General features: G+C 48.2%; 18 protein-coding genes. 8 read left to right on the top strand and 10 right to left on the bottom strand.

What is annotated here, in order from left to right; all coding sequences use genetic code 11:
- Positions 1-68: 68 nt before the first annotated feature.
- Complete coding sequence (locus ABJV08_RS16330; protein WP_348040005.1) at positions 69-1,043, bottom strand: sugar-transfer associated ATP-grasp domain-containing protein; 975 nt, start codon at positions 1,041-1,043, stop codon at positions 69-71.
- Between the two features lie 366 nt (positions 1,044-1,409).
- On the opposite strand from ABJV08_RS16330, the gene ABJV08_RS16325 reads away from it, so the two are divergent.
- Together ABJV08_RS16325 and ABJV08_RS16320 are read left to right on the top strand one after the other, a co-directional pair.
- Positions 1,410-2,345 (top strand): 2OG-Fe(II) oxygenase, encoded by a 936-nt coding sequence (locus ABJV08_RS16325; protein WP_348040004.1) that lies wholly within the window; start codon positions 1,410-1,412, stop codon positions 2,343-2,345.
- Positions 2,342-2,968: a hypothetical protein gene (locus ABJV08_RS16320; RefSeq protein WP_348040003.1), complete on the top strand. Its 627-nt coding sequence runs from the start codon at positions 2,342-2,344 to the stop codon at positions 2,966-2,968. The genes ABJV08_RS16325 and ABJV08_RS16320 overlap by 4 nt, the downstream gene beginning before the upstream one ends.
- On the opposite strand, the gene ABJV08_RS16315 is transcribed toward ABJV08_RS16320, so the two are convergent.
- The 5 genes from ABJV08_RS16315 to ABJV08_RS16295 form a co-directional block, all read right to left on the bottom strand.
- Positions 2,960-3,373 carry a lasso peptide biosynthesis B2 protein gene (locus ABJV08_RS16315; protein WP_348040002.1) on the bottom strand — a complete coding sequence of 138 codons (414 nt, stop codon included), beginning with the start codon at positions 3,371-3,373 and terminating at the stop codon, positions 2,960-2,962. The two genes, ABJV08_RS16320 and ABJV08_RS16315, sit on opposite strands and share 9 nt — an antisense overlap.
- A 96-nt stretch (positions 3,374-3,469) precedes the next feature.
- On the bottom strand, positions 3,470-3,724 hold the full coding sequence (locus tag ABJV08_RS16310; protein ID WP_348420039.1) for a PqqD family protein: 255 nt from the start codon (positions 3,722-3,724) through the stop codon (positions 3,470-3,472).
- A gap of 30 nt (positions 3,725-3,754) precedes the next feature.
- On the bottom strand, positions 3,755-5,611 hold the full coding sequence (locus ABJV08_RS16305; protein ID WP_348040000.1) for an asparagine synthase-related protein: 1,857 nt from the start codon (positions 5,609-5,611) through the stop codon (positions 3,755-3,757).
- Positions 5,612-6,541 carry a sulfotransferase domain-containing protein gene (locus ABJV08_RS16300; protein WP_348039999.1) on the bottom strand — a complete coding sequence of 310 codons (930 nt, stop codon included), beginning with the start codon at positions 6,539-6,541 and terminating at the stop codon, positions 5,612-5,614. It abuts the gene before it with no gap.
- Positions 6,499-7,437: a hypothetical protein gene (locus ABJV08_RS16295; RefSeq protein WP_348039998.1), complete on the bottom strand. Its 939-nt coding sequence runs from the start codon at positions 7,435-7,437 to the stop codon at positions 6,499-6,501. Before ABJV08_RS16295 ends, ABJV08_RS16300 begins: the two co-directional genes overlap by 43 nt.
- A gap of 320 nt (positions 7,438-7,757) precedes the next feature.
- Between ABJV08_RS16295 and ABJV08_RS16290 the strand changes: the two genes are divergently transcribed.
- Together ABJV08_RS16290 and ABJV08_RS16285 are read left to right on the top strand one after the other, a co-directional pair.
- Positions 7,758-9,248, top strand: a complete 1,491-nt coding sequence (locus ABJV08_RS16290; RefSeq protein WP_348039997.1) for an FAD-dependent oxidoreductase — start codon at positions 7,758-7,760, stop codon at positions 9,246-9,248.
- A complete protein-coding gene (locus ABJV08_RS16285) occupies positions 9,248-9,913 on the top strand; it encodes a DUF6445 family protein (RefSeq protein WP_348039996.1) in 666 nt (221 codons plus the stop codon). The genes ABJV08_RS16290 and ABJV08_RS16285 overlap by 1 nt, the downstream gene beginning before the upstream one ends.
- A gap of 363 nt (positions 9,914-10,276) precedes the next feature.
- Here ABJV08_RS16285 and ABJV08_RS16280 read toward each other — a convergent pair whose 3' ends face one another.
- The 3 genes from ABJV08_RS16280 to ABJV08_RS16270 all read right to left on the bottom strand — a co-directional run bounded on the left by ABJV08_RS16280 (position 10,277) and on the right by ABJV08_RS16270 (position 13,836).
- Positions 10,277-11,605: a hypothetical protein gene (locus ABJV08_RS16280; RefSeq protein WP_348039995.1), complete on the bottom strand. Its 1,329-nt coding sequence runs from the start codon at positions 11,603-11,605 to the stop codon at positions 10,277-10,279.
- 256 nt (positions 11,606-11,861) lie between these two features.
- A complete protein-coding gene (locus ABJV08_RS16275) occupies positions 11,862-12,755 on the bottom strand; it encodes a lysophospholipid acyltransferase family protein (RefSeq protein ID WP_348039994.1) in 894 nt (297 codons plus the stop codon).
- Between the two features lie 481 nt (positions 12,756-13,236).
- Positions 13,237-13,836, bottom strand: coding sequence for a TetR/AcrR family transcriptional regulator (locus ABJV08_RS16270; RefSeq protein WP_348039993.1), 600 nt, complete (start codon positions 13,834-13,836; stop codon positions 13,237-13,239).
- A gap of 167 nt (positions 13,837-14,003) precedes the next feature.
- On the opposite strand from ABJV08_RS16270, the gene ABJV08_RS16265 reads away from it, so the two are divergent.
- The 4 genes from ABJV08_RS16265 (at position 14,004) to ABJV08_RS16250 (ending at position 21,377) form a co-directional block, all read left to right on the top strand.
- Positions 14,004-16,355, top strand: a complete 2,352-nt coding sequence (locus tag ABJV08_RS16265; RefSeq protein ID WP_348039992.1) for a TonB-dependent receptor — start codon at positions 14,004-14,006, stop codon at positions 16,353-16,355.
- 62 nt (positions 16,356-16,417) lie between these two features.
- Positions 16,418-17,632: an MFS transporter gene (locus ABJV08_RS16260; RefSeq protein ID WP_348040205.1), complete on the top strand. Its 1,215-nt coding sequence runs from the start codon at positions 16,418-16,420 to the stop codon at positions 17,630-17,632.
- Positions 17,629-18,510 (top strand): alpha/beta hydrolase, encoded by an 882-nt coding sequence (locus ABJV08_RS16255; protein ID WP_348039991.1) that lies wholly within the window; start codon positions 17,629-17,631, stop codon positions 18,508-18,510. The genes ABJV08_RS16260 and ABJV08_RS16255 overlap by 4 nt, the downstream gene beginning before the upstream one ends.
- Before the next feature lie 155 nt (positions 18,511-18,665).
- Positions 18,666-21,377 carry a DEAD/DEAH box helicase family protein gene (locus ABJV08_RS16250; RefSeq protein WP_348039990.1) on the top strand — a complete coding sequence of 904 codons (2,712 nt, stop codon included), beginning with the start codon at positions 18,666-18,668 and terminating at the stop codon, positions 21,375-21,377.
- A 443-nt stretch (positions 21,378-21,820) separates the two neighbouring features.
- On the opposite strand, the gene ABJV08_RS16245 is transcribed toward ABJV08_RS16250, so the two are convergent.
- Complete coding sequence (locus ABJV08_RS16245) at positions 21,821-25,699, bottom strand: CHAT domain-containing protein (protein ID WP_348039989.1); 3,879 nt, start codon at positions 25,697-25,699, stop codon at positions 21,821-21,823.
- Positions 25,700-25,706 lie beyond the last annotated feature (7 nt).

Raw genomic sequence — 25,706 nt, 5'->3', positions numbered from 1 at the left:
GTAAGCCAGGAGAGCTGACCTTCGCGCATTTCTTTCGTAATCTCATAGAAATGCTCGTTTTATTGCATTCAGCGATCCAGGCTTTGAGGCAACAGTTCCAATATGCCTTTCTGATAGGTGTTCTGAATTTGTGTGATGCCCCATTTGACATTGCCTTCAATAATGATTGGGCCATCCGCTGAAAGGCACACATCCCAGCCGATTGATTGAATTTCCTGAAAATTCTGATGGGCTTTGATTACTGTTGCCGTAATCTCATCCCACTGCGGAAGTTTCTGTTCCACAAGCCTCCCATATAGCTCAGAGTTTGAATTGGATATTAATTGCCCAGTACCGGGATCCACAGCAAAAAGATTCCAACGACCAACCGTGTCAGAAGGCACTTCCACAACTGCCGCTATCATGACAGGTTTAGAATCCTGGATAACCGAAACTACACGCAAGGTTAATAGTCCACTGCTCTCAAAAATCTGTGAAATCGATGCCGCATTAACAAGTAGCGGTTGCATCAGCATATCCTGAAAATCCAGGACATTTTCTATAGCTTCAAGTATTTCTTGTTCGGTCGTGATATCAACAAACTGATTATTCCAGTTTTTGCCAGTAAGTCGATAGTTTTTACCACTTTCATTGTAGATAAGGGACAAGCATCCGCGCATCTGCGAACCTTCAACAGGTTTCAGAAATACAGGCCGCTCTATCAAGGCCTTGGTGGCCAATCCTGAGGACAGTTTGCAAATGGTGCGGGGGACCGCGATATTCGCATCGGTACATTTCTGATGGAACAGCTCTTTATTTCGAAGCATATTTTCGGCAGCAAGATATTCTGAGTTCCGCTCCCTTTTTCCAGGATAAACATCATGCCAGACATGCTCCTGCTGAGGAAAAACAAAGGACAACCACTTTTTCTTGGGAACCCTAGAAAGTCCAAAAAGCAAATAGGTGTTTGGGTTTACTCCATAATAGAAGGTCAGGACGATCAGATTTAAGGCCTTTTTCAACCGGTTCTGGGTTGGCAGCAGAGAAGGGTTTCGGGCAATCATCCAGCTAAAGCGGAGAAGCCTAAACCATCCCAGAATAAGGTACCAATATACTATACTTGCAATCACCCAAACCATCCAAAGTGATCTCGGAATTCTGGTAATGCCATTCCAGAATATTCGCCGATGGAATTTTGCATGTTCAGACTGCGATAGAAAAGACGCCGGGCCAAACAGGCACCCCGGAGAAAGGAGACGAGCAATCCATATTGTTAGCGGTTGATTACGAAATTTCAAATCTGACAGTCTTTCCGCCTAAATTGGTATTTGTTCAACAATGGTTGGCGATATAACATGCGTTCGGATATGTGTTGTCCACACATTTTGTGCAATGCAATTAATGACGTCAGAAAGGCCAGTTAAAGGATCGTGCAAATTACTCAAGACGACCCCGAAACGAAACGGCTTTCTGAAATATTGCGTAAGCATGGCGTCGCGATCAATGCACAAAAAAAAGCGCAAATTGAAAATAAACTTCGATCCGGGAGAACTCCGGAGTTGCTGTTTGGTTTTGCGGAATGTCTGCGCGCAGAAGGAGCCCTTTCAAGAGCCGCGGAATATTATGACGAAGCCTCCGCTTCACCTGAACTGGAGCAGCGTTGCAAATATCTTGAAGCAGTTTGTCTGCAGAAGAAAACCGGTGCAATATCAGGCGGCAGCGGTCTCTTTACGCCAGCACCATTTTCTATGCGCGATGGTTTTCTGGACATTAGCGCACAACGGATGCTGCAGGCACAATTTACGCAGCTTGAAGAAAAAATGATTCCAGCCAAGGTTGGCAGCAGGAAAAAAGGGCACATCAACCAATCAACACGTTCTGCCTGGACAGTTTCAGGCCCGGCAATGAAACCCGTCAGGAAGGCGATAGTTGGCGATATTGAAAAGGCATTGATGGAGGCATTGACATTATTTGGCTACGAGAGCGAAGCCGGACTTCACATTACCATGAATTTCACTTCCTATCATGATCGAGGTTTTTATGGACAGCACACAGATGCGGGAGAAGGTCACCCAAGAATATTGAGTTACATTTATTATTTCCATGAGATGCCCAAGAAATTTTCCGGGGGAGAACTGGAGCTATTTGATACAAGTTTTCCCAAAGAAGAAATCAATGGTCAGGCAACCTTGATTGCACCCGTCAACAACCGCTTAGTGATATTCCCCAGCCAATTCTCTCATCAGGTGAAGCCGGTCAGCATGGACCAATCATTGCCATGGTTATCGGCGCGCAACACTTTGAACGGCTGGCTGGAATTCGCTCCCGAAAGACGCATAAATGTGGACAGGTCAGCGACCGAATGACTGGCGGCATGACAGAGCTGCCACAGGCATCAGACTTTCACTCACAGGGATACTTAAAACTTCCTGATCTCCTTGCCCTTGATCAGTGCAGGCATCTGTATAAGCACTGCGTGAAATCGTTGATGTCGGGTGAACTCGAAATGGGTGACCCTAAACAGCACAACGGTGTTGCTCCTCCGCAACGATATGGTGATCCTGAAATCGAGGCATTGCTCTTAAAGCTTCAACAGAAGATGGAGCAGGCTACAGGATTGAATTTGATACCAACTTACGCATTTTATCGCTTTTATCGTAATCAGGCATCAATGGTGGCGCATAGAGATCGATCAGCCTGTGAGATCAGTTTGAGCCTGTGTTTAGGCGCTGACAATGGCGATTTGGAAGATAGCTATGCGTGGCCACTTTATTGTGATGGCACGCCTATTGGAACTCCTGTTGGTGATGCTGTCGCATATAAAGGTTGCGATGTTTTGCATTGGCGAGAACCTTATCCGGGCAAATGGCTTTTGCAGGCTTTCTTGCATTATGTTGATGCTGATGGAAGCAACGCAAGGCATGGATATGATAGAAGGCGGAAGCTTGGCGAAGCATATCAACCAATAGTTGGAGGCCCCTCATTCTGACCTGGAATATTGTGCTACTGGAGTAAAATCCGATGCGGTATCACCACCTATGACAATTTTTTCTCCAACGCGGACCCATGCATGAGCGACCGAACCGGATATACCGCTATAGCGCTGTTTGCGATCTTTATGCACGCCTAGATAAGTTGTTGTAGATATCCGCCGTCGTGATAGCATCATTTGAGCTGCAAAACTCTGCGGCAAACAACGGGTTTCAAAAGGTAAAACAGCCGCAACGCGCATAATGCTTGTGCAAATTCCGGATGCCAAAAATGAGATATCTTGACCAACGCTTTGAGGCGAGGATTGATTAACAACCCCATAAACTTTGATGAAGTGGCGAAACGGTAAAATCATATGCGCAATCCTTGCAATCGTTAGCCAGATTAAGGCTTCGGTGAGCAAGAGTTTTTTTTGCCATGGTAGTCTCCATATTCTACCTAGCAAGGAGAGGCCCTTCTTCAACTGCATGTTTTCAATGCCCAATGTCTCAGGCTGGAGCTACTCCGCAACAACAATCATTTTTCTGTCATACAGTTTCTGCAGAAAAGGAGTGATATCTTCCTTGCATTGCTCTGCTGAGATTTCGTAGATTTTGACCAATTGGCTTATCAAACCGTCAAACGATATCTCGGCGTTCATCAGTTTCCAAATTTCTGTGGAAACAGGTTCCATGCCATAATAATGCTCGAGATCACCATCCATCAAAATGGTTTCCCCGTCAATTTCGCTGAAAATGACATCCTCACTATGCATTAATTTTGATGAGCCTGACAGCTGCATTATCTATAATTCCTTTTTAATCCAATGTGACAATTTGTTGATCATTCCCAGCGTCACAATGTTGGTGTTGCTGGAGTAGGTATTGCGTGTCTGAATCAGGCTCTCGACCATTTCATTGTAGCTGGTTTGGGATATAAGCTCGGAAATTTGATCTGGCAAATTGTCAAATTTCGGTAGCTCTGAATGGAGCCTTTGCGCCATATTATGATGCCCATATATTGTTTCCTTGGTCAACTCGCCTCTATCTTTTGAACCAAGCCTTATTGTTTCGGGAATCATCGCCCGCATAGCATTACGATGCACACTGCGATTCAGCGTTGCCTTAAACTTTGACGTAAGGGGCATGGCAAAATAATGTTCAATCAAATTACGGTCCAACATTGGCGCGGCGCTCTGCATCCCAAAAATCTGTGCAACGAGAGTGTCTGATTCAAATCGGATAATCGCAGATTGCCAGCGGCTGCGTATTAAACCTAGATTGAAGTTTTTCCAATTTTCCTTGTACAAAGAATGTCCACCATTGCGAATTAGTCTGTCTTCCCAAACTTCAGGCTTTAGGATCTTGTTGGGCGGCGGTTTTAGAAAATGGCCTGTTTTCGCTGCGATCACAGATCGCATGAGTGATTTCGTTGCAAAATGGCTTAGATGTGCGAGCTTCTTCAATAGTCCGGCATCATAAGAGGAGAGCATATCTAGAAAGCGTCTTTCATGCAGCATCTGGCTGCGAACTTGCTCCCCAGATGCCGTCGTAATTTCGTCACCACCAGCACCATTGAATATGGTCGATGCCCCAAGCGATTGAGCAATAGTGATCAAATGACCATTTTGTAGATTGTAGGGTATAGAGGAAGGATGCCCTGCGCACCGCTGGTAATTTTCATGCCATATGTCTGGGGCCTGATCCCATCGATCTGCAAGATGGTAGGACATGGCGGGCATATTAGTTTTTGCAAAATCGATGAATTTCTCGTCCTCGGTAAATTCATGTGTGCTCAAAGCATGAAGAGATACATTTTTGTGTGCAAAAGAATGAATGGCTGCAGCGATTGATGAAGAATCTAAGCCGCCAGACAATTCCACTGCTATCGGCAAATTGCCATCAGGAATGCGGCGTTTTACCGCTTGTTCAAAACGTTTTCGATATTCAAAAATTTGCTCTTCTTCAGAATTCTCATTCACTCGCTTTGTAGGGAAATTATAATATTTCACTTCTTTGCACGAGTTTTTCTGAATGATCAGCGCTGAGCCGGGTGGCAGTCGTTTTGCATCGGGAAAGGCAGTCAGCGGGACAGCCGGAAAGCCGACAGAGCGTTCGATCGACTGAGTGAGCCATTGTTTGTCCAGCCGACCGGATAAGAGACCCAACGCCTTTAATTCTCCGAGGCTACTTGAAAAATAAACATTCGAGCCGGTTTGCGTATAAAATACCGGACGTGTTCCCATCTGGTCGCGTACCAGTAGGCAAGTCTGCTTTTCCCAATCGAAAATAGCAAAGGTGAAATCACCAATCAGATGGCTCCCCATATCGGTTCCCCATTTCCGATAGCATAAAGCCAAAAGCAGACGATTACTTGCGGGAGCATGGTCTGGATCGAGCGACTTCCAAAGTTCCCTAGAATTATCAATACGGCCCCAAATTGCTATCGCCAAGGAACAGGATGGAATTGCCAAATCCAATTGGGTATTCTCACCGTTCTGGCTGACGACAGGTAAATGCTGTTCGACAAAAGTTACGCCGCTTCTTTGAAAAATTCCGCGATCGCCGTATGAGATACCACCGATAGCAAGACGTTGATGGAAGCGCTGGGCAATTTGAGAGCCAACCGCCCCCGCATTGCTTTCAAATGCCCCTAGGATCATCTACCAAGAAGCTTCCGCAAGTTCGGTCAATGGAACATTCGAATCAGAAATATATCCGAATTTTTTCATCATGCCGCCGCAGTGGGTAATCACATAATCCACTTGGCTGTCGGATAGAGAATTCTTCCAATCTCCCGATTTGCCCTTCCTGAAAAATTTTTGGCCACGAACAACCGCCTCACCAAACCCGTACTCCGCCTTTTCTTCTGCCGCTTGCAATTTGGAAAATTTTGTATTTTCAACCGCCTCTATCAATGTGGTGCGTGGACAAGCCAGTCCGAGGAAATCCAGTATAGCACCAAAATATTTGACCGGTTCAGCGAGTAAATCTTCATAGCGAACAATTATTTTGGGGATATCCGCATCCAGCCAGCTTTTGACATTTTTCGGCCAGTTGCCGACATCCAGATATTGATGATGACTAGTTTCCATCCAGCGGCTTGTTTCCTTGCTACGTTTATTCTCGCACATTAAATGCATCATAGTGTCGATTGAATAGTCATAGAAGCTGGCCGCTGATAATAGAACATCCAGTGGATTTCGAACCAAATAAACCGCGCCAACCCGACCATACCAGTCGGGGTCATGCGCAAATATTGCTGGGTCAAATATGTTGTGAACCTTCAGCACCATGGATTGATTTTGCTGAATATACCAATCAAAAACCATATGCTGTGTGGCGCGAAAATCTTGCGATGAGAATTCGGATGAATCGAAACCGAAGGCCTCATCAAACAGAACGCTGCTGGAAAAATTAAAGCCGATTTTCTGATCGTTGATATCGTCAGATGTACCGTCCGACAAAATTTGGTTTAACAAGATACGAAGCCAGGTATTCCCTGATTTTGGGAATGAGGCCAAAAGAGAAATGGTGAAGTTTTGGTCGTTCAATTCACCGTTTCCAAATTTTCTTGGAGCGGCAGGACCCAATCCAATATAGATTGGGTTACCTCATTTCCGCTAAACTTAGATGTCGGTCTTTTCAAACGAAGCATAGGGATGTTTTTCACAAACGCGGCGCTATGAATCATATGCTTTTTGTTATGCCCCATGGCGAATATGGCATCACGGCGGAAAATTTGTTCTTCGAGCTCTCTGAACTTTTGGATGCCAGCTATTGGCTCCGAGATACAATCTATATGTTCAACAAATTCGTGTCTTTCCAAAATAACAACAGCATCGACGGACCGACTGCCTGACTGCGGCCACGGCTTTGTTACGGGTATAGAAAATTTTGGTAATTTTCGGCGAATCTGTTGATAATCAGATACATCTTTTCCCAATGCATCGAGGCTGCTTTTCCACAATCGTAAATTAGGTGCACCGGGCCACGCCTGACCGTGGCTATCAATCACCAATATATCATCGGTAAAGATCTGTGCGCCTCGTTGTGCAAATGTGGAGGCAGTGGTTGACTTGCCAGCACCGGATTGACCGCAGATCGCGATGAGCTTGTCCTGAAAAACAACCGCACTTGCATGGAGCACAAGAAAGTCTCGTTGGTGCAAAATTGCCCCCATACATGATCCCACCAGAAAGGCGCATAAATCGGCGTTATCCGCTCCCGGATAAGGATCAACGGTTATCTTGATACCTTTGGTAATCAGAAAACGGGCGACCCCAGGCACATCCATCCACACATGTTCTATATTAACCTGTGTGAGATGTCGTTGCCATTTGGGGTTTGCTATGCCGGTTTTTGCGACATCGCCGAGCTTTATATGAACGTCAGGTTGAAATCTTTGATCGTCAGCAGCTTGATATTCAGCAATTTCAATTTCTGAGTTGATTATGATTCCATGCGAGCAATATCTGTAGTGCTTCATATGAGCTTTTCATCTTGGTGCCCGGAAACGTCTAATATCAGCTTACACCCCAATTTGGTGACGATTCAAACGGTGGATTTGATGGCTTGCTGGCATTCGTGGCGCTGGTATCATCAATGATCAAAAGGTCGGGTTTGGCCCATGTTTTCCTGACCGAAGATCCAGTCGCAGTAGAGCCAATCATTTTGTCAGTCGTGTTGCTATTGTCTGTCATTTTGCAATCCCCGGTTTTCCTGATTATAGGGATATGCATAACAGCAAGTTCCCTCTATGATTTTTGTTAATGTCTTCGTAGCGACCTCTAATCAAATGAAAAAAATTTGGCAATTAAAACTTCCCCAAACATTTCCACTGTTGCCATAGTAGGAGGAGGTACCGCCGGTCTGCTTGCAGCTTTGAGCATTAAATATCTCAATCCCCAGCTAAAAGTGGATGTTATATATTCCAGCCGAAAAGGCCATATCATGGTTGGCGAAGGCACCACCTATTCCGTGCTTAATATGCTGCACAGCAAGATAGGCCTGGACCGGGAAGAATTCGCAAAAAGAGTAAAGCCTACACCAAAACTGGGCATCCGGTTTTTATGGGGTTCCCGAAACATTTTCGACTACACGTTCGAAGCCAACCCCTACAACACATACTATACAGAGGAAAAAATTCCGCTTGGCTTTATGTGTGATGACGATGAGCCGTTGATGAATTTAACACCTGCATCGGCCAATATGTCGATGCATCGGATGTCGTCCAAACCGAATTCTCAATGGCCTGGGTCAGCGGCGCTGCCCGCCGCTTACCATTTTGAAAATCACGCTTTCGTTGAACACCTTGCCGACTCCTGTCGTGCGCGCGGCATCCAGCTCCACGATATGGAAGTTGAGCGCGTTGAACAGGATGAGGCAGGCATCACGCAGCTTTGTTGCAATCAGGGAAAAAGCTTCAAGGCTGATCTGTATGTCGACGCCAGCGGATTTTCCGGGATATTGATGAACAAGACACTCAAAGAACCTGTGAGTTCATTCAAAAATCACATATTTTGCGACAAAGCAGTCGTTGGGGGTTGGTCACGATCATCCAGCGAACCTCTGAAACCCTATACCACAGCAGAAACAATGAACGCCGGTTGGTGCTGGCAGATAGAACACCGCCAACAGATCAATCGCGGATATGTTTTTTGCAGTGATTTTCTGAGTGGAGAAGATGCCGAGGCGGAATTTCGCCTTAAAAATCCCAAGGTGGAGGAAACAAGAATAATCCCGTTTGGTGCGCAGCGCTCAAAAAGGGCGTGGGTAAAAAATGTTGTCGCTATAGGCAACGCCAATGGTTTTGTAGAACCTCTGGAGGCTACCAATATTCATATTATCTGCGAATATTCCATCCGCCTGGCTGAACTTTTATCCATTTCCAAAAATCCTTCAGAATATATCAAAAAGGGATTTAACGATTATGTCGAAAACCGGTGGCAGATGATCGCTGAGTTTCTGGCCCTTCATTATCGATTTAACGAGAAGCTGGACACCCCGTTTTGGCAGTTTGCCAGGAATAATACCGACCTGGGCGATGGGCAGGCGCTGGTCGATTATTTTCAAGCCGTCGGCCCTGATGCAGCCGGATTGCGGCAAATGCTGCGTAGCAATGATATGTTTGGTCCCGCTGGATATCTCGCGATGCTGATCGGTATGAATGTGTCATACAAAAAAGAATTTCAATCAGCCGAGAGCTCATCGGCCTATCTCAGGCTGCTGAAAAAGAAAAATATCGCAATGGCCACGCAGAACCAAACAGCAGACCAATGGACTGCTTTGAAAATATAATGCTGCCCAATGTAAAACCAAATGATGGCAGTATAGCTGAGACAAAGTTGATTGGCCAAAAACCGGTTCTCATCATCGACGATGTGCTGGAGCAAGTAAGAGAATTGCGTGAAGCTGTTGCGAAACTGGAACACAAATTTGGACCACCGAAAAATGCTTATCCTGGGGTCAGAATGGCTGCGGAAAATTTTGCTCCTGCATTCAGGTTATTATTTAGTCGATATGTGAAAGATACATTTGGGCTTATCGACCGCTATTCCCAATTCAAATCATACTATTCGCTCACAATGTCGCCTGAGCAGGAATTGGCAAGCGAGCAAACCAGACCGCATCGAGATTTTGCCATTAACGACCCGAGAGTTGTAGCGATTGCAGGCATCATATATCTGTTTGATGACCCCAGGTTGGGAGGAACGGCATTTTACGAGAAACTAACGGACGATAACGTTAGCAAACTCCCGCGTGGCGCGGGTTATCAAATCGCGACAGATTCTTTCTTCAAACTTGAAGACTCATGTGAAGCCAAGTTGAACAGATGCATTATTTTTGATGCAACGCGTTATCATAGCGGCCACATTGCGAGACCAGATTTGTTAAATTCTGGTATTTTGAAGGGCAGGCTAACGCTTAATTTTTTTCTAAAATCTTTGGTAGCGCGAAGTTGACTGGCGTTCATGTGCGACGCTTTTTGGGCCGTTGATATAATAAGCGTTAATACGCAAAATGCTGCCAAAATACATCGGCGATCGCTAAAATTTAAATCTAAACCAAAAGACCCAACTCTGGTGAATGGTCCTCAACTGCCTTAACAACACTCTTTGCGAGAAGCAGCAAAATTAGGTGGCAGGAAGCACCAGTAGAGCGACAGCCATCGATCCAACGATGAAAAGGCTGTTGTTGTTAAGCTAACAAATAGCCATTCATCCAGTGCTTCCTGTATGTTTTGCGTGCAGTTAAACCTATCCCGCTAGCCATCCTGCAATCGCGGCGATCAACACCACCGCCAAACATAGTCACGGAATCCCCTTTTAGCGTCCGCTTCGCAGGATTTCATTGACCTTAACGACACGCCTATTGAAACGAGCCGTTAATTTGTTGAATTCGTTGCCTGACCGGCGAATGGCAGCTTCCAATTCGGCTGTGCACTCGCATCCATTGGTCGATTTGTATTCTAAGCTCGCCCAACTTTTTGCGCCCCGCGCCCTTATGGTCACCGAACCGCCAGATTTCACCATGATGGCATTTAGGCGGCGAGCCTCGTTCCGTCTCCAGCGACGCACGCATTCTTTATCACTGTCTATGATTTTGTTTGCTCTATCGACTGACGCCCGATTACCTGAATAGACCTGAAATTCCTGAAATTCGCAATGGCGAGCAGGGCGGTAGGCATTGAGTTCTCGCTTGGCGACACGGCTTTTAACAGCCCATTCTTCGGTCAGTTCGCGGTCTTTTACCTGCTGCTCCAAACGCGCTGTCCTGATAGTGATGTTGCAGGATTTTTCGCGGCCGAGCTGGCAGGCCCTCTCATAATGCCGTTTTGCCTGGAGCTTGTTCAGTGCGATTTCGGAACTGGTGGTCGCACGCAGGAGCCGTTCGTGATAAATCACACCGCGATCATGACAGGCAGATTTGTTGCGGCCATCGCAGGCCAGCTTGAAATATTTCATACGGTTGGTCTCGTCGGTATTTGCAAACAGCAACCCCCCGGCATAACAACTGTTGGCATAGCCGCGCTGTTCGCAGTTCTGCTTGAAAAGCGCTAATGCGGTTTTTTTGCTCGCACTCCGTCCAGTGCCATCACGGGTGGTGACCGCTACATTGTGACAACCTCCAGAGCTACCGAGTCCGCATGATTTGACGTATATTGCGTGAGCCAGGTCAGGACGGACTGTCGAACCCATACCTTTTTCGTAGATATACCCGGCACCGTTGCAGCCACGTGCAACACCTTGATCGCACGTGGCGGTAAAGAGCTTCATTGCATTGGCGTAGTCCTTGCGCTTGAAGTAAATTCCACCCTTACCCGCGCAAGACTGCGGGTCGCCTTCGTTACAAGCGGCAGTGTAGACAAGCATGGCTGCGTCAAGGGCCACCGGGCCGCCCCGGCCTTTTTCGAGAAGCTCACCATAGTCGGCACATCCTTTCAAATGACCTGAAACGCAGGCCGATCTCAGGCTAATCCGCGCCTCGTTATATCGGCGTTCTGTGGATTGTTTCGTACCAATTTCATAGGCCGCCTGGCCAGACGCGCGTTGAGCCGCAAATGCTGAGGTTCCGAAGAGTGTGAACGCCACCGCAACGGCAATAGATATCATAATAGTTTTCAATTGAGCCTCTATTCCCTTTTCAACCGACACAATCGCGGAGAGCAAGAACTTGTATGCGCATCCCCTCCCTTAGTGGCAACTCGAATTTGAGTTGCCACTAAGGGCCAGCATATTCTTAAAGCGTTTAGCCAAATAGACAGTAGGGGTGGTTCATATGGCTTTGCTGATCCGTAAAAAGGATTGAGCCTTGCTTAGGCACCGCTTGATGCCGTTGGCCCGCGCATAGTCGCTTTGGTGTCATTAATTGATGCGTCAATCTAGATTGACCGGTAGCGCATCGGATCGACTAGACTGTCTGCCAGAAACGCCGGAGAAAACCCTCTGGTTCTGGATCTTCTGCTCGTGCTTTCACGCCCAGTTCGATGGCGTTCTTAACCGCTTGCTCTACAATTTTGCGCGTTTCCAGCATTTCGTCTTTGCTGTCGCCTGACCTGGCAATTTCGCTTACTCTAATGGGCGCTCCGAAGGTGACATAGACGCGCGCGGGCTTGGGCATGCCCAGCAAACCTACTCCCTTTACAAGAGGCGGAAGTTCATCTTTCCCGCGTAAATATTTATCAAAGACACCTTTTTCATCTAGCCACTTGCCGAGTGGCGTCCGAAGATAGTCACTGCTATCCGCCAAGATATCGTAGGTTTCATCACCTCCCACCACACCGACGGGAACGATCTCATAGTCATGCTCGAGAGCGAGGCGAATAAAGCCCACTCTCTCTTTCCATACAATATCGCCAACCTCCTTCCGCTTCTTGAAGACTTCTCGCTGACCGCCGGGAAATACAATGACATTCTGACCGTCTTTCATCAGCGCACTGCAGACAGCAGGATCACCTATCACCATTCCTAACTTTTCCAATATTGGACCCATGACGGGATTCTTGAAATGATTGCGATCCCCTAAGCTTCTGACCGGCCTACCAGATTCTTTGTAAGCCGCTAGAACGACTACCGTATCGGCAAGCGCCCACACACTATGATTGCTGACAAAAAGGACACCTCGATCTTTTGGAATATTGTCTCCACCGAGAAAGCGGGGATCAAAATATAATGATATCGGCTTGTTGATCTGCTCGTACTGCTCCGCATTGAGCAGATCTTTGTTCACTATTTCATCAATTTCAGCCTGACTCAGGGCAGATTTCCTGCTTTTTCCAGACTTACGTTTTTCATTTTTGGCCATCTCAGTCCATCTCACTTAGAAAACAGTAAATACAGGCAAATATTGTCACCCACTGGGCATCTGCGCAGGCATGTCCAGGCAGATCCGGAGACTCCAATGGACTCCAAAAGCATGCCGCCCACCTGCTTGCTTGCCATCACATCACTTGGGTAAGTCCGGTTGCTAGGGCAGATTAACCTTCGAATAGTAAAAAGCAAGATTTTTCGAATATCTGGAAATTATCGAATAAAATATTTCATTCGCTTGATCACTGCGGACACCCGTCTCACAGTCAGAAACAAACCTCTTCTAGACCTTGGAGCAGTGCGGTTACCAACGTGCCAAGCTAGATTTCCATCGATCTAGCTGTTCCTCGTCAGCATTCGCTAAACCGATTTCGCTAGCATCACCAAGTAGAATGCAGATTTGATTGTTGAGGCCAATCTGTGTGTTCTTCCCCAAAAATACCGTTGATCCGGCCAGGCATGGGAGTAGATTGAAATTATCGCTGGGCAATGCCCCGCGATAATATCTGATTTGCGACCGCTGCAATCTCTTCAGCAGATTTCTCTTCGGACCAAACGCCGTATCGTAACCCCAAAAACACGTTCATGCCCATGATTGCCCAGGCGTGTGCTTCCGACAGTTCTTCGGCCAGATCGCCGGTTGCGGATCCTTCTTGCAATCGCTCGAATATCCTGACCGCCGAGCCTTCATAATGGGCTCGGTAGCTCTCCGGATCAGCGAATTCGGCTTCGTCGATAATCCGGTATATTTCCTTATGTTCGCGGGCGAACTGGAGAAAGGCAGTAAGGGCAGAGCGTTCGCGTTCCAGCGCGTTGTCTGCGCCTGACATGGCGCTAGCGGCATGTTTCCCAACTTGCGCGCTCATGTCCTGAACCAGCGCGCGGAACACCTCCTCCTTGCTGTCGAAATAGGTATAGAAGCTGCCCAGAGCGACCTTTGCCCTTTGGGTGATCGACACGATGGAGGTGTCGCCGAAACCATTGGTACCAAATTCAATGGCCGCGGCATCAAGGATGGCGCGCATCGTCTTGCGACCACGCTCGGTACGCGGTGTTTTTGCTGTTTCCGCTGCCATAATGCTGTTCAAATCTTCCCCGTTCCTTGTTTGCGACTGTGACCTTTTTGGCACGTTTGTCCATGATAATCTGGTTGCTCGATAATTTAAAGTTGAAAGTTGGTTCATGTTTCATTATCGAGACTGAGAATTGGGATGATACCCAAGCATCGAACATGGAGAGAAGCATGAGAGACTTTCAACGCGCCATTCGTTTTGCCACACTGACAACCGTTGCCTTGGGTGGCCTCTCGGCAGCCCCGCTATATGCACAGGCCAATGATGAGGCTGCTGAAGAAGGCGATGATTCAAACGTCATCATCGTTTCTGCCCGTCGCCGCGACGAGCGCCTTGTCGATGTTCCCATCGCGATAACCGCTTATTCAGGAGAACAGCTAGCAAAGCAGGGGGCCGCTGACATAACCGATATCGGTCTGACAACGCCAAACACCACTTTGGAATCATCACGCGGCACCAACTCGACACTCTCTGCCTTCATTCGCGGTATCGGCCAGCAGGATCCGGTGTCCGGTTTTGAACAGGGCGTTGGCATCTATCTGGATGATGTTTATCTCAACCGCCCACAGGCGGCGGTGCTGGACATTTATGATGTTGAACGGATCGAAGTTTTGCGCGGCCCGCAGGGTACGCTTTACGGACGGAACACCATTGGTGGTGCGGTCAAATATGTGACCAAGCGCCTTCCGCAAGACCCTTCTTTCAAGGCACGTGCCACATATGGTACATACGATCAGGCCGAAGCAGTGGTAACTGCCAGCATGCCGATTTCCGATTTGGTGCGGGTTGGTGCTTCGGGCGCGCGGCTATCGCGTGGCGGGTTCGGCGACAATCTGACCAACGGTCTTGAAAATTATAACAAGGATATCTGGGCGGGCCGTGGCACGCTTGAAATCGGTGGATATGGTGAACCCGTTTTGATCAGTATCTCAGGCGACTATACAAAAGACGAGAGCAATCCGCGCGGTGGCCATCGTCTTATTCCGGGGGCTCTTTCCGGCGCGCCGGTGCTCGATGATGTGTTCGATACACGAGGCGCTCTCAACGATCCGATTCAGGAAATCGAGGCTTATGGTCTGTCGATGAACATCACGGCCAATCTGACCGATACGCTGACATTGAAATCGATCAGTGCTTGGCGCAAAGATGATACCACCACACCGATTGATTTTGATGCGCTGCCAGCCGTCGATCTGGATGTTCCCGGAATTTATCGCAACAAGCAAATTAGCCAGGAATTTCAACTGCAATATGACGGTGGACCGCTTAATGCGCTGCTTGGTTTCTACTATCTTGATGCTTCGGCCGATACGCTGTTCGATGTTCGGATTTTCACAACCTTCGCGGGACTGACGGCCTTTACCCAAGCGGATGTTGACACCGAAACTTATGCCATTTTTGCTGACCTTACCTATGATTTTACCGATCAGCTGAGTCTTTCACTCGGTGGGCGATATACTTGGGATGAACGTTCGGCGAGCATCTTGCGTCAGAATTTCCTCGGCGGTGGGTCGCCGACATTTGGCGGTGCTGGCATTCCGTTTGGCGGACCAAGCACAGACTTTCAGGGTAGTGCCAAATTTAAGAAATTCACGCCGCGGGCTTCGCTGAGCTATAAACCGACCCCCGATCACAATATCTACGCTAGCTTTTCTCAGGGCTTTAAGGGCGGTGGCTTTGATCCACGCGGCGTTGGTGTGAATGCGCCGACCGCCAATGCCAGCGGTATCCCAAGCGATGCTGAAGTCGCTTCTTTCCTCAGCTTCCGTCCGGAAAAAGTCGACAGCTATGAAGTCGGTTACAAGGGCAGCCTCATGGATGGCGCTCTCAATGTCGCGCTTGCGGCCTTTTACACCGATTATACCGATGTCCAGATACCGGGATCCGTCGCCTGTACTGTTGCCGGGCTGCCTTCATTCTGCGGCGTGATTAACAATGCCGGTAAAGCGACGTTGAAAGGCGTTGAACTTGAAGCATTCGCCCGCCTTGGCGAGGATCTCGCTGCCAGCGGAGACCAGCTGACACTATCTGGCGCGCTTGGTTATATCGATGCGCAATATGATCAATATATCACCAACATTGGCGGTGTACCGACGGATGTGGCGCAATTCCGTCAGGTCCAAAATACGCCGGAATGGACCGCTAGCGGAACCTTCGCTTATTCAACCCCTATCGGCGGTGGTGACCTTTATTTCGGGACCACTTTATCCTATCGTAGCAAGGTGAACCAGTTCGAGATTGCCAATCCGTTTATTGATCAAAAGGGTTTCGCTCTTTGGGATGCCAATCTGGTTTACACAGCACCAGATGATCGCTGGAGCATTGGCCTGCACGGTAAAAATCTGACCAACAAGCGTTACAAGACATCGGGCTATACATTTGTAGCAGCTGATCCGACGACAGGGGTTATCATTCCCGGCGCGAATGGCTTGCCAGTCGGTACGCTTGGGCCCGAAGGCACTCTCACCGCTTTCTACGGCAACCCGCGTCAGGTCTTTATTTCTGCTGGAGTTAAATTCTGACCGCTTCAGTTGATAATGTTCCAGAAGAGCACGGCCGCGGATATCGCGCGGTCGTGCTCTTCATGTTGCTGCTGGTCTATACGTTCAATTTCCTCGACCGACAGATTCTGGGTATCCTCGCGATTCCGGTCAAGGCTGATCTGGGTCTAAGTGACACCGAACTGGGCGCTCTCGGCGGGATTGCCTTTGCGCTGCTCTATTCGACGCTGGCTATTCCGCTGGCGCTGATCGCTGACAAGACCAGCCGGACATGGGTGATCACGATATCGCTCACGGTCTGGAGCGGTTTTACTGCGCTTTGCGGCATCGCAACCAATTTCTGGCAGATGTTCTTCTTCCGGCTGGGTGTCGGTGTCGGCGAAGCGGGGGGTGTGGCGCCATCCTATGCGCTGATCGCGGATTATTTCCCAAGCAGCGAACGGGCAAGAGCGCTCGCGATCTATTCGCTAGGCATCCCGTTGGGTTCGGCAGCGGGAGTGTTATTCGGCGGCTATGTCGCGCAGACGATTGAGTGGCGCACTGCGTTTATTGCCGTGGGAATAGCAGGCGTCGTGATTGCGCCGATATTCCGTTTGATCGTCAGGGAACCAAAAAGGGAGGTTCCCGCCGAACCGGCGGCATCGGAACCGACTGAAACAATCAGCACTGTCTTCCGTATTTTGGCGGCGAAGAAAAGCTTCTGGTTTTTGTCCTTCGGCGCTTCGATGAGTTCGCTCTGCGGCTATGGTATCGCCTTCTGGCTGCCTAGCCTGATGCAACGGAGCTTTGGTCTCGATCTGATCGGCACCTCCCAATTTTATGGGGCGATATTGCTATTTGGCGGTACAGTCGGTGTTCTCGCCGGTGGCTGGTTAGGCGATTATTTCGGCAAGAAAGACCGCGCCGCCTATGCCTGGCTCCCGGCCATTTCATTCGTGCTCGGTGTTCCATTATTTGCCGGTGGCATCCTGTCTTCGTCGGTTACTGCGGCTTTTCTGTTTTTCCTAATCCCGCAAGCGCTTGCCTATGTCTGGCTGGGACCCGTGCTTTCGGCCGTCCAGCATCTGGTGCCAGCCAATATGCGGGCAACTGCATCAGCGAGTTTCCTGTTCATCAATAATTTGATTGGTCTAGGTTTCGGCACATTGATATTGGGCGCAATGTCCGATCAGTTCAGCCAATTCTATGGAGACGATGGCCTGCGCTACGCAATATTGTCCGCGCTGGTCTTCTATGTTGCAGCAGCCATATTGATGGCGTTGGCCGGAAGACATCTCCGTCGTGAATGGGTTGCATGATGCAGAGATATAACGGGCACTATTATCGCAGCGCCGATGACCGGCTCAATCTATATGCGCGTGACTATAACGAGAATAGCGGCGGCATTCCGATTCTGATGATGCACGGGTTGACCCGCAATAGCGCTGACTTCGAGAATATTGCCGACGTGCTGCGCCACAAGCATCGCCTGATCGTCCCCGACCAGCGTGGACGCGGGCGATCAGATTACGATCCCGATCCTGACAATTATACACCCCAAGTCTATGCTCAGGACATGTTTGCGCTGCTCCAGTCGCTTGGTATCGAACAGGTTATTTTTATGGGCACGTCGATGGGCGGTTTGATCGCGATGCTGATGATTGCGAGCAAAGCCGACATTGCCCGAGCTCTGATCCTGAACGATATAGGCCCGGAGGTTGCGACCGATGGATTGGCCCGGCTTCAGGGCTATGTCGGCAAGCCGGTAAAAATCGCAAACTGGGATGACGCTGCGGAACATTGCCGGAAAACCAATGAGCAGTCGTTCCCGGATTATGGCGATGATGACTGGATGGCCTTTGCGCATCGCACATGTATCACTGACGAGAATGACATTCCCAAACTGGCCTATGACATGGCAATTTCGCAAGGTGTGCAAGGCGACAAACCGACCGCCGCGCCACCCGACCTTTGGCCAGTGTGGGATATGATGTCTCAGATTCCGGCTCTGGCAATAAGGGGACAGGAGTCAGATATCTTGCTTCCAACCACGCTTCAGAAAATGAAGGCAGGCCATAGTGGATATTTCAGCGCCATTGAAATTCCCGGACGTGGCCATGCCCCTATGCTGGACGAGTTGGCAGCGGTTGAAGCGATCGGGTCGTTTCTTGATGCCATTTTGTCGAACAAAATATAAAGAATTGGCTCGGTCTTTTGTTTTAAGCAATGTCCGCTTTGGGCGCAAAAGCGGACATGGAAAAGGCATATCCTCTCATAGCACTGGCCTTGGGTACCAGAAATTGATTGACCCTTAGACCTGCATCAAAGATCATTAGCGACATGCTATCTCTAATGCAGTTTCAGGGCCAATGGCGTGACTATCAAAAACGCGTGCTGGATGAGCTTCAAGACCATTTGGAAGATACCAAACTGCATATTGTTGCGGCACCGGGTTCCGGAAAAACTGTGCTTGGCCTTGAGGTTATGCGTGAGTTGGGAAAGCCAACGCTCATTCTTTCACCAACTCTAACTATACGGAATCAGTGGACCGAACGACTCTTTGAAATGTTTTTCACACAATCAGAGATGGATCATGTGGATTTGTCATATGATCTGAAAAATCCTCGAACTATGACGAGTGTTACTTACCAAGCACTGCACGCACTTTGGAAGTTTGAAACTCAAGAAGAAGGTGAAAAACTCCGCCGTCCGGATTTTGAGCGGTTGATTGAATTGCTGAACACCGAAACTGGCGTGACCATTATTGTCGATGAGGCTCATCACCTTCGCAGGGAATGGTGGAGAGCACTCAATGCTCTCATTGATGCGCTTCCCAATGCTACGTTGGTCGCACTGACGGCAACGCCGCCCTATGATGCCAGTTACGCCGAATGGTCGCGATACGATGATCTATGCGGCGCTATCGATGCCGAAATTTCAGTCCCAGAACTGGTTCGCAATGGCGATCTTTGTCCGCATCAGGACTTTGTGCATTTCTCTCTTCCCCAACGGAGTGAAATCGAGCTTTTGGGGGATCGGCGACGAGGTATCGCCGCTTTGATATCCGATTTTCTTTCCGATGGAGGTTTTATCGAAGCACTGGCTTCTCATCCTTGGATGACCAGTCCCGAACTTCATGAAGAAGCCATATTGGGTGATCCCGGACTTCTGTCGTCCATGTTGATACTGATGGCAGCTGCAGAAAAGGAACTGCCATCAGCACCGTTGGAATTGCTGGGTGTGGGGAATGAAAATATACCGCTTCTCACGCCAGTGTGGTTGCAAGTTTTCTTAAACGGTTTCGTTTTTGATCAGACTGGCTTGTTCTCCGAGGTGGAAGGCGAAAGAAAGCAAATAGAAAGGCGATTGCGTAAACTCGGTCTTGTCGAAGGCAAGCGGGTGAAGCTGTTGGAAAGTCGAAAAGCGATCAAAGCTATGGCTGGCAGCTTGGCCAAGTTGGATTCCATAATTGAAATTGCAGCAGAGGAGCACAAAAACCTCGAGGATCAATTGCGAATGGTGGTGCTAACCGACTATGTCAGGGCATCCGATTTACCGCGCCAAAATGATCAACCTTTCAGCCCAACCAAATTGGGCGTTGTCCCCATATTCGAAGCATTGCGTCGAGCCAAACTGCAGGAAAGACGCATTGGTGTGCTTACCGGCACGCTTGTGATTATACCCGAAACAGCCCGTTCCGTTCTGTCCGAGGCGGCTGAAGCTGCACAAGTATCTGACACAGAGATCAAGCTCAAACCGCTTCCTGGCTGTCCGGGCTATTGTCAGTTCCAGTTGGGCGGGAACAGCAATCAAAAAACCGTCCGACTAGTGACACATCTGTTCAACCTTGGTTCGATCCGTGTACTTGTTGGCACGCAGGCATTGCTGGGTGAAGGCTGGGATGCCCCCACAATCAACACACTAGTTTTGGCGAGCAATGTTGGTTCATATATGCTCTCCAACCAGATGCGAGGGCGCGCTATTCGGATTGACAGTGCCGTTCCAAATAAGGTTTCCAATATATGGCACTTGGCCACGGTAGAGCCACAATCTAGTCAATTATGGCCGACTTCAGTTTCGCGGTTTGTTTGGAATACCGTAGTTGGACCATATGAATTTGAAATGCAGAAACTCGGAAGCGATATGCGTTTGCTTTTTCAACGATTTCAGATGTTCGAAGGTATTTCAAATGGGGACACAGATCACATTAGCAACGGCATTGGTCGGCTTGATATTTCTTCGCAAGGTTGGGAGGAAGGTCAAATTGGAAGTAAGAATGATCACATGTTTGGGCATGCGCGTCTGCGCTCGACGATTACACAAAAGTGGATAAGTTCTTTAGGTGATTCACACCAAAGATCTCATGTCCATAAAATCGCAGAAGCCAATTATGCGCCGCGTGGCGGTTCATATGATCAAACACTGCAATTTCTTTCAATTAATGCGGTTCTCGGTGGGTTCACTTCAGCTGCCGGTGCATTACGTCAGTACCAATCCGTCAGGGAAATTGCCACACTGGCCCTTATTTTTGGAGGCCTCACTCTAGTTTATTCTGTTCCCAAACTATATTTGTCCGCACGCCTCTTTTTCAAAAACGGAACACTCGAGCGAAGCTTGAGGCAAGTCTGTCAAGTTTTGCTGAAGGGTCTGGATCATGTGGGTGCACTCAAAAGTCATCCAAGCGCATATTCAGTTGAAATAGAACCAAGCATCCGGGGGTTTCACAACATTATTCTTCACGGTGCTTCACGAGCGGAGGAGCGAGTTTTCCTAGATGCCCTGTCGGAAATATTGGGTCCGATAGAGAATCCCCGTTATATTCTTGTAAGGAAAAGCTGGTTGGGCTGGATTAAACGGAAGGACTATCATGCAGTCCCAACGATATTGGGAACTCATAAAGATGATGCAGAGTATTTTGCATATTGCTGGAACAAAAAAATCGGTCCAGTGAAGCGCGTTTTTACGCGCCAAAGGGAAGGCCGAAAAACTCTTTTGCGAGCAAGAGCCAGCTCGATGGCGGCGGGGTTTCAACGGTTCGTAGATCGAAGGTCACAATGGAGATAGGGTCAGGTTCTTCGGATTTCTATCGCCCGCTTTCAGGATATAGCAGACACAAAGCCATTGCCCGTTCGATACCTCCTGTAGGTATAGCGCAGGTTGGAATCTCTATTCCTATTGGACCAAAACACTTTCACTAGGAAAAGCCGAAATTCGGAACTCCTGATAGCTTGGCTTTGGTGTGGGTGGTGGTTTGGGTGATCAGTTTGACGTTCCCAAGGGCAATCGAGGACGCTGGTTTCGATGCCACCAACAGCCTCTAACTCTAAGTGCGTTTTAACGGGTTCTCCCGATTAAAAGCAGACACTCCTCGGCCGCCTCCACAGCCCCTTAAAGCCCTGTCGCCAATGACTCGCTTTTGGCGCAGAAGCGGACGTTGATACGCAATCGAACCGATGTGCCGTACGTTGGGCAAAACGATCTCCAATCTGCAGTTGATCTGAACCGAACTAGCTGCCGCTTTCCTCATATCCCGAGATCGCGACAAACGGAGCCCATGATGCTGGATGAGACCAATCTGGATTCCAGTTTTCTATGTCGTTTCCATTTTTCTCTTTGCCCGTACGGATGGCCTCCATCGCCATTGCAAGCGCTTTGCTTCGGGTGAGACTTGGATCGTCCCTGGCATATTTCACGGCAAGGACAATCAATTCCTTAGTGATCGTATCGTCTACTCGCCAATGACTTGCATAAATTGATTGTGCGCCAGAATAGAGGAACGAACGCGCTAATCCGGCCAAGCTGTCGGCGCCCTTCAAGTCCCCAGCAGACGCGGTATTGCACGCGGACAGAACAACCAAATTCGCGCTGTTTGGGACCGCTGCTGCTTCTGATGCCGACAGGAAACCATCGTCACTAGCTGAACCCTTGTCCGGAGGGGTAAAAATCAAACCGGGTTCTGCAAAGCCATTTTCAGGATCGGGCAATACGCCATGCGTTGAAAAGATAACAACGTCAGAATCAACGAGCAGAGCGTCGTTCTTCAATTTGGTTTCAGTAGCACCTGATTGCATGAATATTCGAGACTGATCCGGTGCGAACAGATTTTGGAGTGCAGCAAGTTCGGCAGCTGTTCCAGGAAGCGCAGCCATCTGCCTTATGGCATCAACATTGACCAGTTCACCACCCCTTGTGGTGCGCTCATTGAATATTTGGCTTCCACGCTTCGTATTTTGCGTTCCTGTTTTTTTGCCAATTTCGGGATCGCCGTAACCTGTGATTTTATATGTTTTAGGTTCAACTTTCTTTTTTAGGTTCAAATCCGAAACCGAAGGCAAGTAGCTAATCTCAAAGCGTCTCGATAACCAGGGAGCTTTTAAAAAGACATCGTCAGCGGCGTCAAACCCATCATCTGTAGGCTTGTCCGTCAACAATAGTGAAAGCGGCAACGCTGAAATTGCCCCGCTGGTCACAACGTAGAGCTTTTGAGTTTGCTCTTCATAGGATTGGTCTTTTTCAAAAATCCCTGAAATCGGTTCAATGATCAAGCGATAGAGCTCATAGGCCGCGTTTCTATTGAAACTAAACCCTATCCATCCATCCGCTTTGCCGCGATTGGAATTTCCTGACCGGTTCGTACCCGATGATTGTTCACCGCATTCTTCTGGATCAATTTCGCATCTGAGCGATTTTACGAGCTCCGAAACAACCTGCTCGCCGTTCTCAATGCGATGCCAAGCACTGTATCGTTCATCAACCCCAAACTTATTTGATATGCCGAACACATAGAGATCACCGCCTGATGGCGTAATCATAAGCAACCCCTCTTTGTCTTCGAGTGCACCCCATGCATCGCTCAGCTCTAGTGGCTTTGGTGCCGCCAATGCGTAGTAATCAGGAAACTGTTTTTGCAGCGCGCTATCAATCCTCAGAAATTCTTCTTGCGCTTCCAGTTTTCCATCGTTCCTCCCATTTCTAATTTGGCCATAAATGGTTTCCGACAATTGTTGATAGCGTTTAGCAAGAGCAGCAAGTTTTGGGTTTGGGGCGGCGGCACGGGCAACTGCTTTGGACATTGTCTGCGAACTTTTATCCATCCTAAGATATTGCGCCGCTATGAATGCTTCAGAAAATGCATTGGGCGATCTCGGTTGGCTGAATCCAAATGTTGTGATCGAATCTTCTTCGCTTTTTGATTCCATTTCATTTTTGAATGCCCAGTTTAGTTTTAGCCGTCGGTCCAAAACATATCGATATGCCAATCCATCGCCGTGCTCTGAGAGGATTCTGCTTCGTTGGGAATCAATGTCAGTTCCAACACGGCGCGTCAGATTGATTTGACTCAGCGCTATTCGTTCAATTGGGCCAAGCCAATCAAATACCCGTGCCCTCAGGTTGCTCTGTCTCATGACTTCTGGATCACGCATAGTTAGCTCGATCCAGCGATCAATTTTCTCTACCAAATCATCGCGCGATTCATTCGAGCCTAGAGGGTAAGCATTGTTCGTTCCGGCAAATGAATCCATGAACTGATGAAATTTATCAAAGTCATCGGAACATGCGGTAATTTCGATGCGAGCCTGATCCAAAAAACCACTAGCGGTTTGGAAATAGGACGGAAGAAAAGGCCGAGCTCCGTCCCCCGGCTTTAGCTTCAAATTTTCCTGCATCATGCCCAAGCTGGCAAACATATTCTGATCCACGCATTGATCTGATTGAGCGCCAACCCGAACGATTTTTGACATCATTAGCGCGAGTTTTTCTAATGGATAAACGCTTGGTGGAATGGTAATTTTCGATATTTGGGCTTCCGCATTGCCCCATAAAACTAGCCGTTCATTGCTCTTGTTCTGCCGCCTTAGAATACGATCTAGTTCCAAATTGGCATTCATGAAATTTTCGATATTAGACTGCAAATTTGTTTCAGCACTGCTTAGGGCAGATTGCAGTGTTTCTTTCGCCTGGTCATTCAGGCGCTGTTTCGAGAGTGACTGCCCGATTATTATTTTTGCTCTCAATATAGACGGATGATTGGTATCGAGTTTGCTGGATTGCAACCTCAATGCTTCGCGTGCGGATTGTTCTGCCCCTGCATAAATATATCCGCTCATTTGAACGTCGGCTAAGTCCATCAACGCAGCCGCATAGCTTACGCTATTTTTGCCGACCGAACCTTCCAACCATTCCAGATAAGGCAAATATAGCGGCATAACGTGTTTTATCTTTTGGAATGATATCGCACTCTTATGCATCGCTGCATTTTTCATCAATTTGGCAGACACCCTGTCCGAGATTTCAATCGGCGTCTCTAAAGACTGATCCGTCTTTAGAATTTCGTCACCATTGACCTCAACTTTGATCCATTTCCCACTCCAGAATCCAAAGCCTTCTCTGAAGTTGCGATGTTCCAAAGCCTCCATATCTAAGGCGGTATGTATTGAAGATTGGGATTCAAAATTTGGTGGAGGCCAACTTTCTTTTGAACCAGGAAAGCGATATCGTTCTTCGGAAAATATCGTGAACGCCTTTTCGTAGGCTTGGTAGGCGCCGGTGTAGTCTAGCTTTGCTTCTTTTACGATGGCATCCGCTTCGTGCAGACTACCAATGACCCACCTATCACGCTCTGGGTCCAGCCCTTCAAATTTCAATGCGGGATCCAGAATATTTTGAGCTTCGCCCACTTTCCCTATGCGAACTAAGTCTATGACATAGCTCGAGAGCGCTGAATTTTTTTCGCTGGCAACACTGTCCGTGTTGTCATTTGCAAAATCAAACAGGCCTTTTGTGATATTTGCTGAATCTCGAAAATCACCAAGGCGATAGTGAGCAAGAGACAGTTGCCGTCTTGCCGAACGTTCCATTTTATGACCTCGACCGAATGCTGTCAGAGCTGTTTCATGAAATTCCTTAGATACAGCCATTTGTGTGATATGATCTCCACGTCGGTCGTGCCAATCTAATCTGGTCAAGAAAACGCCGAGAACATTGATATGGTTTGGAGGAAGTGACGCTCGCAAGACCTTTTCAGCTTGATTGATCAACTTATCGGCAGTTCGATAGTCTCGTTTGTCAGTATGCTGTGCAGCTTTCAATAAAAGTAACTGACCGTAAAGCGGATGCTTCGCACCATATGTTTTAGCAAATATTGGAAGTAGCTTTTCAAAATAGCCTATTCTCGAATTGGGTCCTCGTGGCGCGGTGGTATTCTGGAAATAGACATTGATATCTATCTGCTCTCGCCTCTCTGGCGCTCGTATCAAAGGTGGGAATTTTGCCTTGTCGGCTATGCTTGTTTCGAGATCTATTTCTTTTGAATATAGCGCTGGGCTTGAGACCAAACTCAAAGCCGCAAAAGTTATAAAGAATAATCCCTTGAAAAATAGGTTCATGGCACCC

This window comes from Parasphingorhabdus sp. (genome assembly GCF_039982395.1).
Lineage (GTDB): Bacteria > Pseudomonadota > Alphaproteobacteria > Sphingomonadales > Sphingomonadaceae > Parasphingorhabdus.
The sequence above is the reverse complement of the archived record's forward strand: the minus strand, read 5'-3'. Positions and strand labels throughout refer to the sequence as shown.

Coding starts and splice junctions, on each gene's coding strand:
- ABJV08_RS16330 (WP_348040005.1), bottom strand. CDS start 1,043: ATGATTGCCCGAAACCCTTCTCTGCTGCCAACCCAGAACCGGTTGAAA.
- ABJV08_RS16320 (WP_348040003.1), top strand. CDS start 2,342: ATGACTGGCGGCATGACAGAGCTGCCACAGGCATCAGACTTTCACTCA.
- ABJV08_RS16310 (WP_348420039.1), bottom strand. CDS start 3,724: ATGCATAGTGAGGATGTCATTTTCAGCGAAATTGACGGGGAAACCATT.
- ABJV08_RS16305 (WP_348040000.1), bottom strand. CDS start 5,611: ATGATCCTAGGGGCATTTGAAAGCAATGCGGGGGCGGTTGGCTCTCAA.
- ABJV08_RS16295 (WP_348039998.1), bottom strand. CDS start 7,437: ATGAAGCACTACAGATATTGCTCGCATGGAATCATAATCAACTCAGAA.
- ABJV08_RS16285 (WP_348039996.1), top strand. CDS start 9,248: ATGCTGCCCAATGTAAAACCAAATGATGGCAGTATAGCTGAGACAAAG.
- ABJV08_RS16275 (WP_348039994.1), bottom strand. CDS start 12,755: ATGGCCAAAAATGAAAAACGTAAGTCTGGAAAAAGCAGGAAATCTGCC.
- ABJV08_RS16270 (WP_348039993.1), bottom strand. CDS start 13,836: ATGGCAGCGGAAACAGCAAAAACACCGCGTACCGAGCGTGGTCGCAAG.
- ABJV08_RS16265 (WP_348039992.1), top strand. CDS start 14,004: ATGAGAGACTTTCAACGCGCCATTCGTTTTGCCACACTGACAACCGTT.
- ABJV08_RS16260 (WP_348040205.1), top strand. CDS start 16,418: ATGTTGCTGCTGGTCTATACGTTCAATTTCCTCGACCGACAGATTCTG.
- ABJV08_RS16255 (WP_348039991.1), top strand. CDS start 17,629: ATGATGCAGAGATATAACGGGCACTATTATCGCAGCGCCGATGACCGG.
- ABJV08_RS16250 (WP_348039990.1), top strand. CDS start 18,666: ATGCAGTTTCAGGGCCAATGGCGTGACTATCAAAAACGCGTGCTGGAT.
- ABJV08_RS16245 (WP_348039989.1), bottom strand. CDS start 25,699: ATGAACCTATTTTTCAAGGGATTATTCTTTATAACTTTTGCGGCTTTG.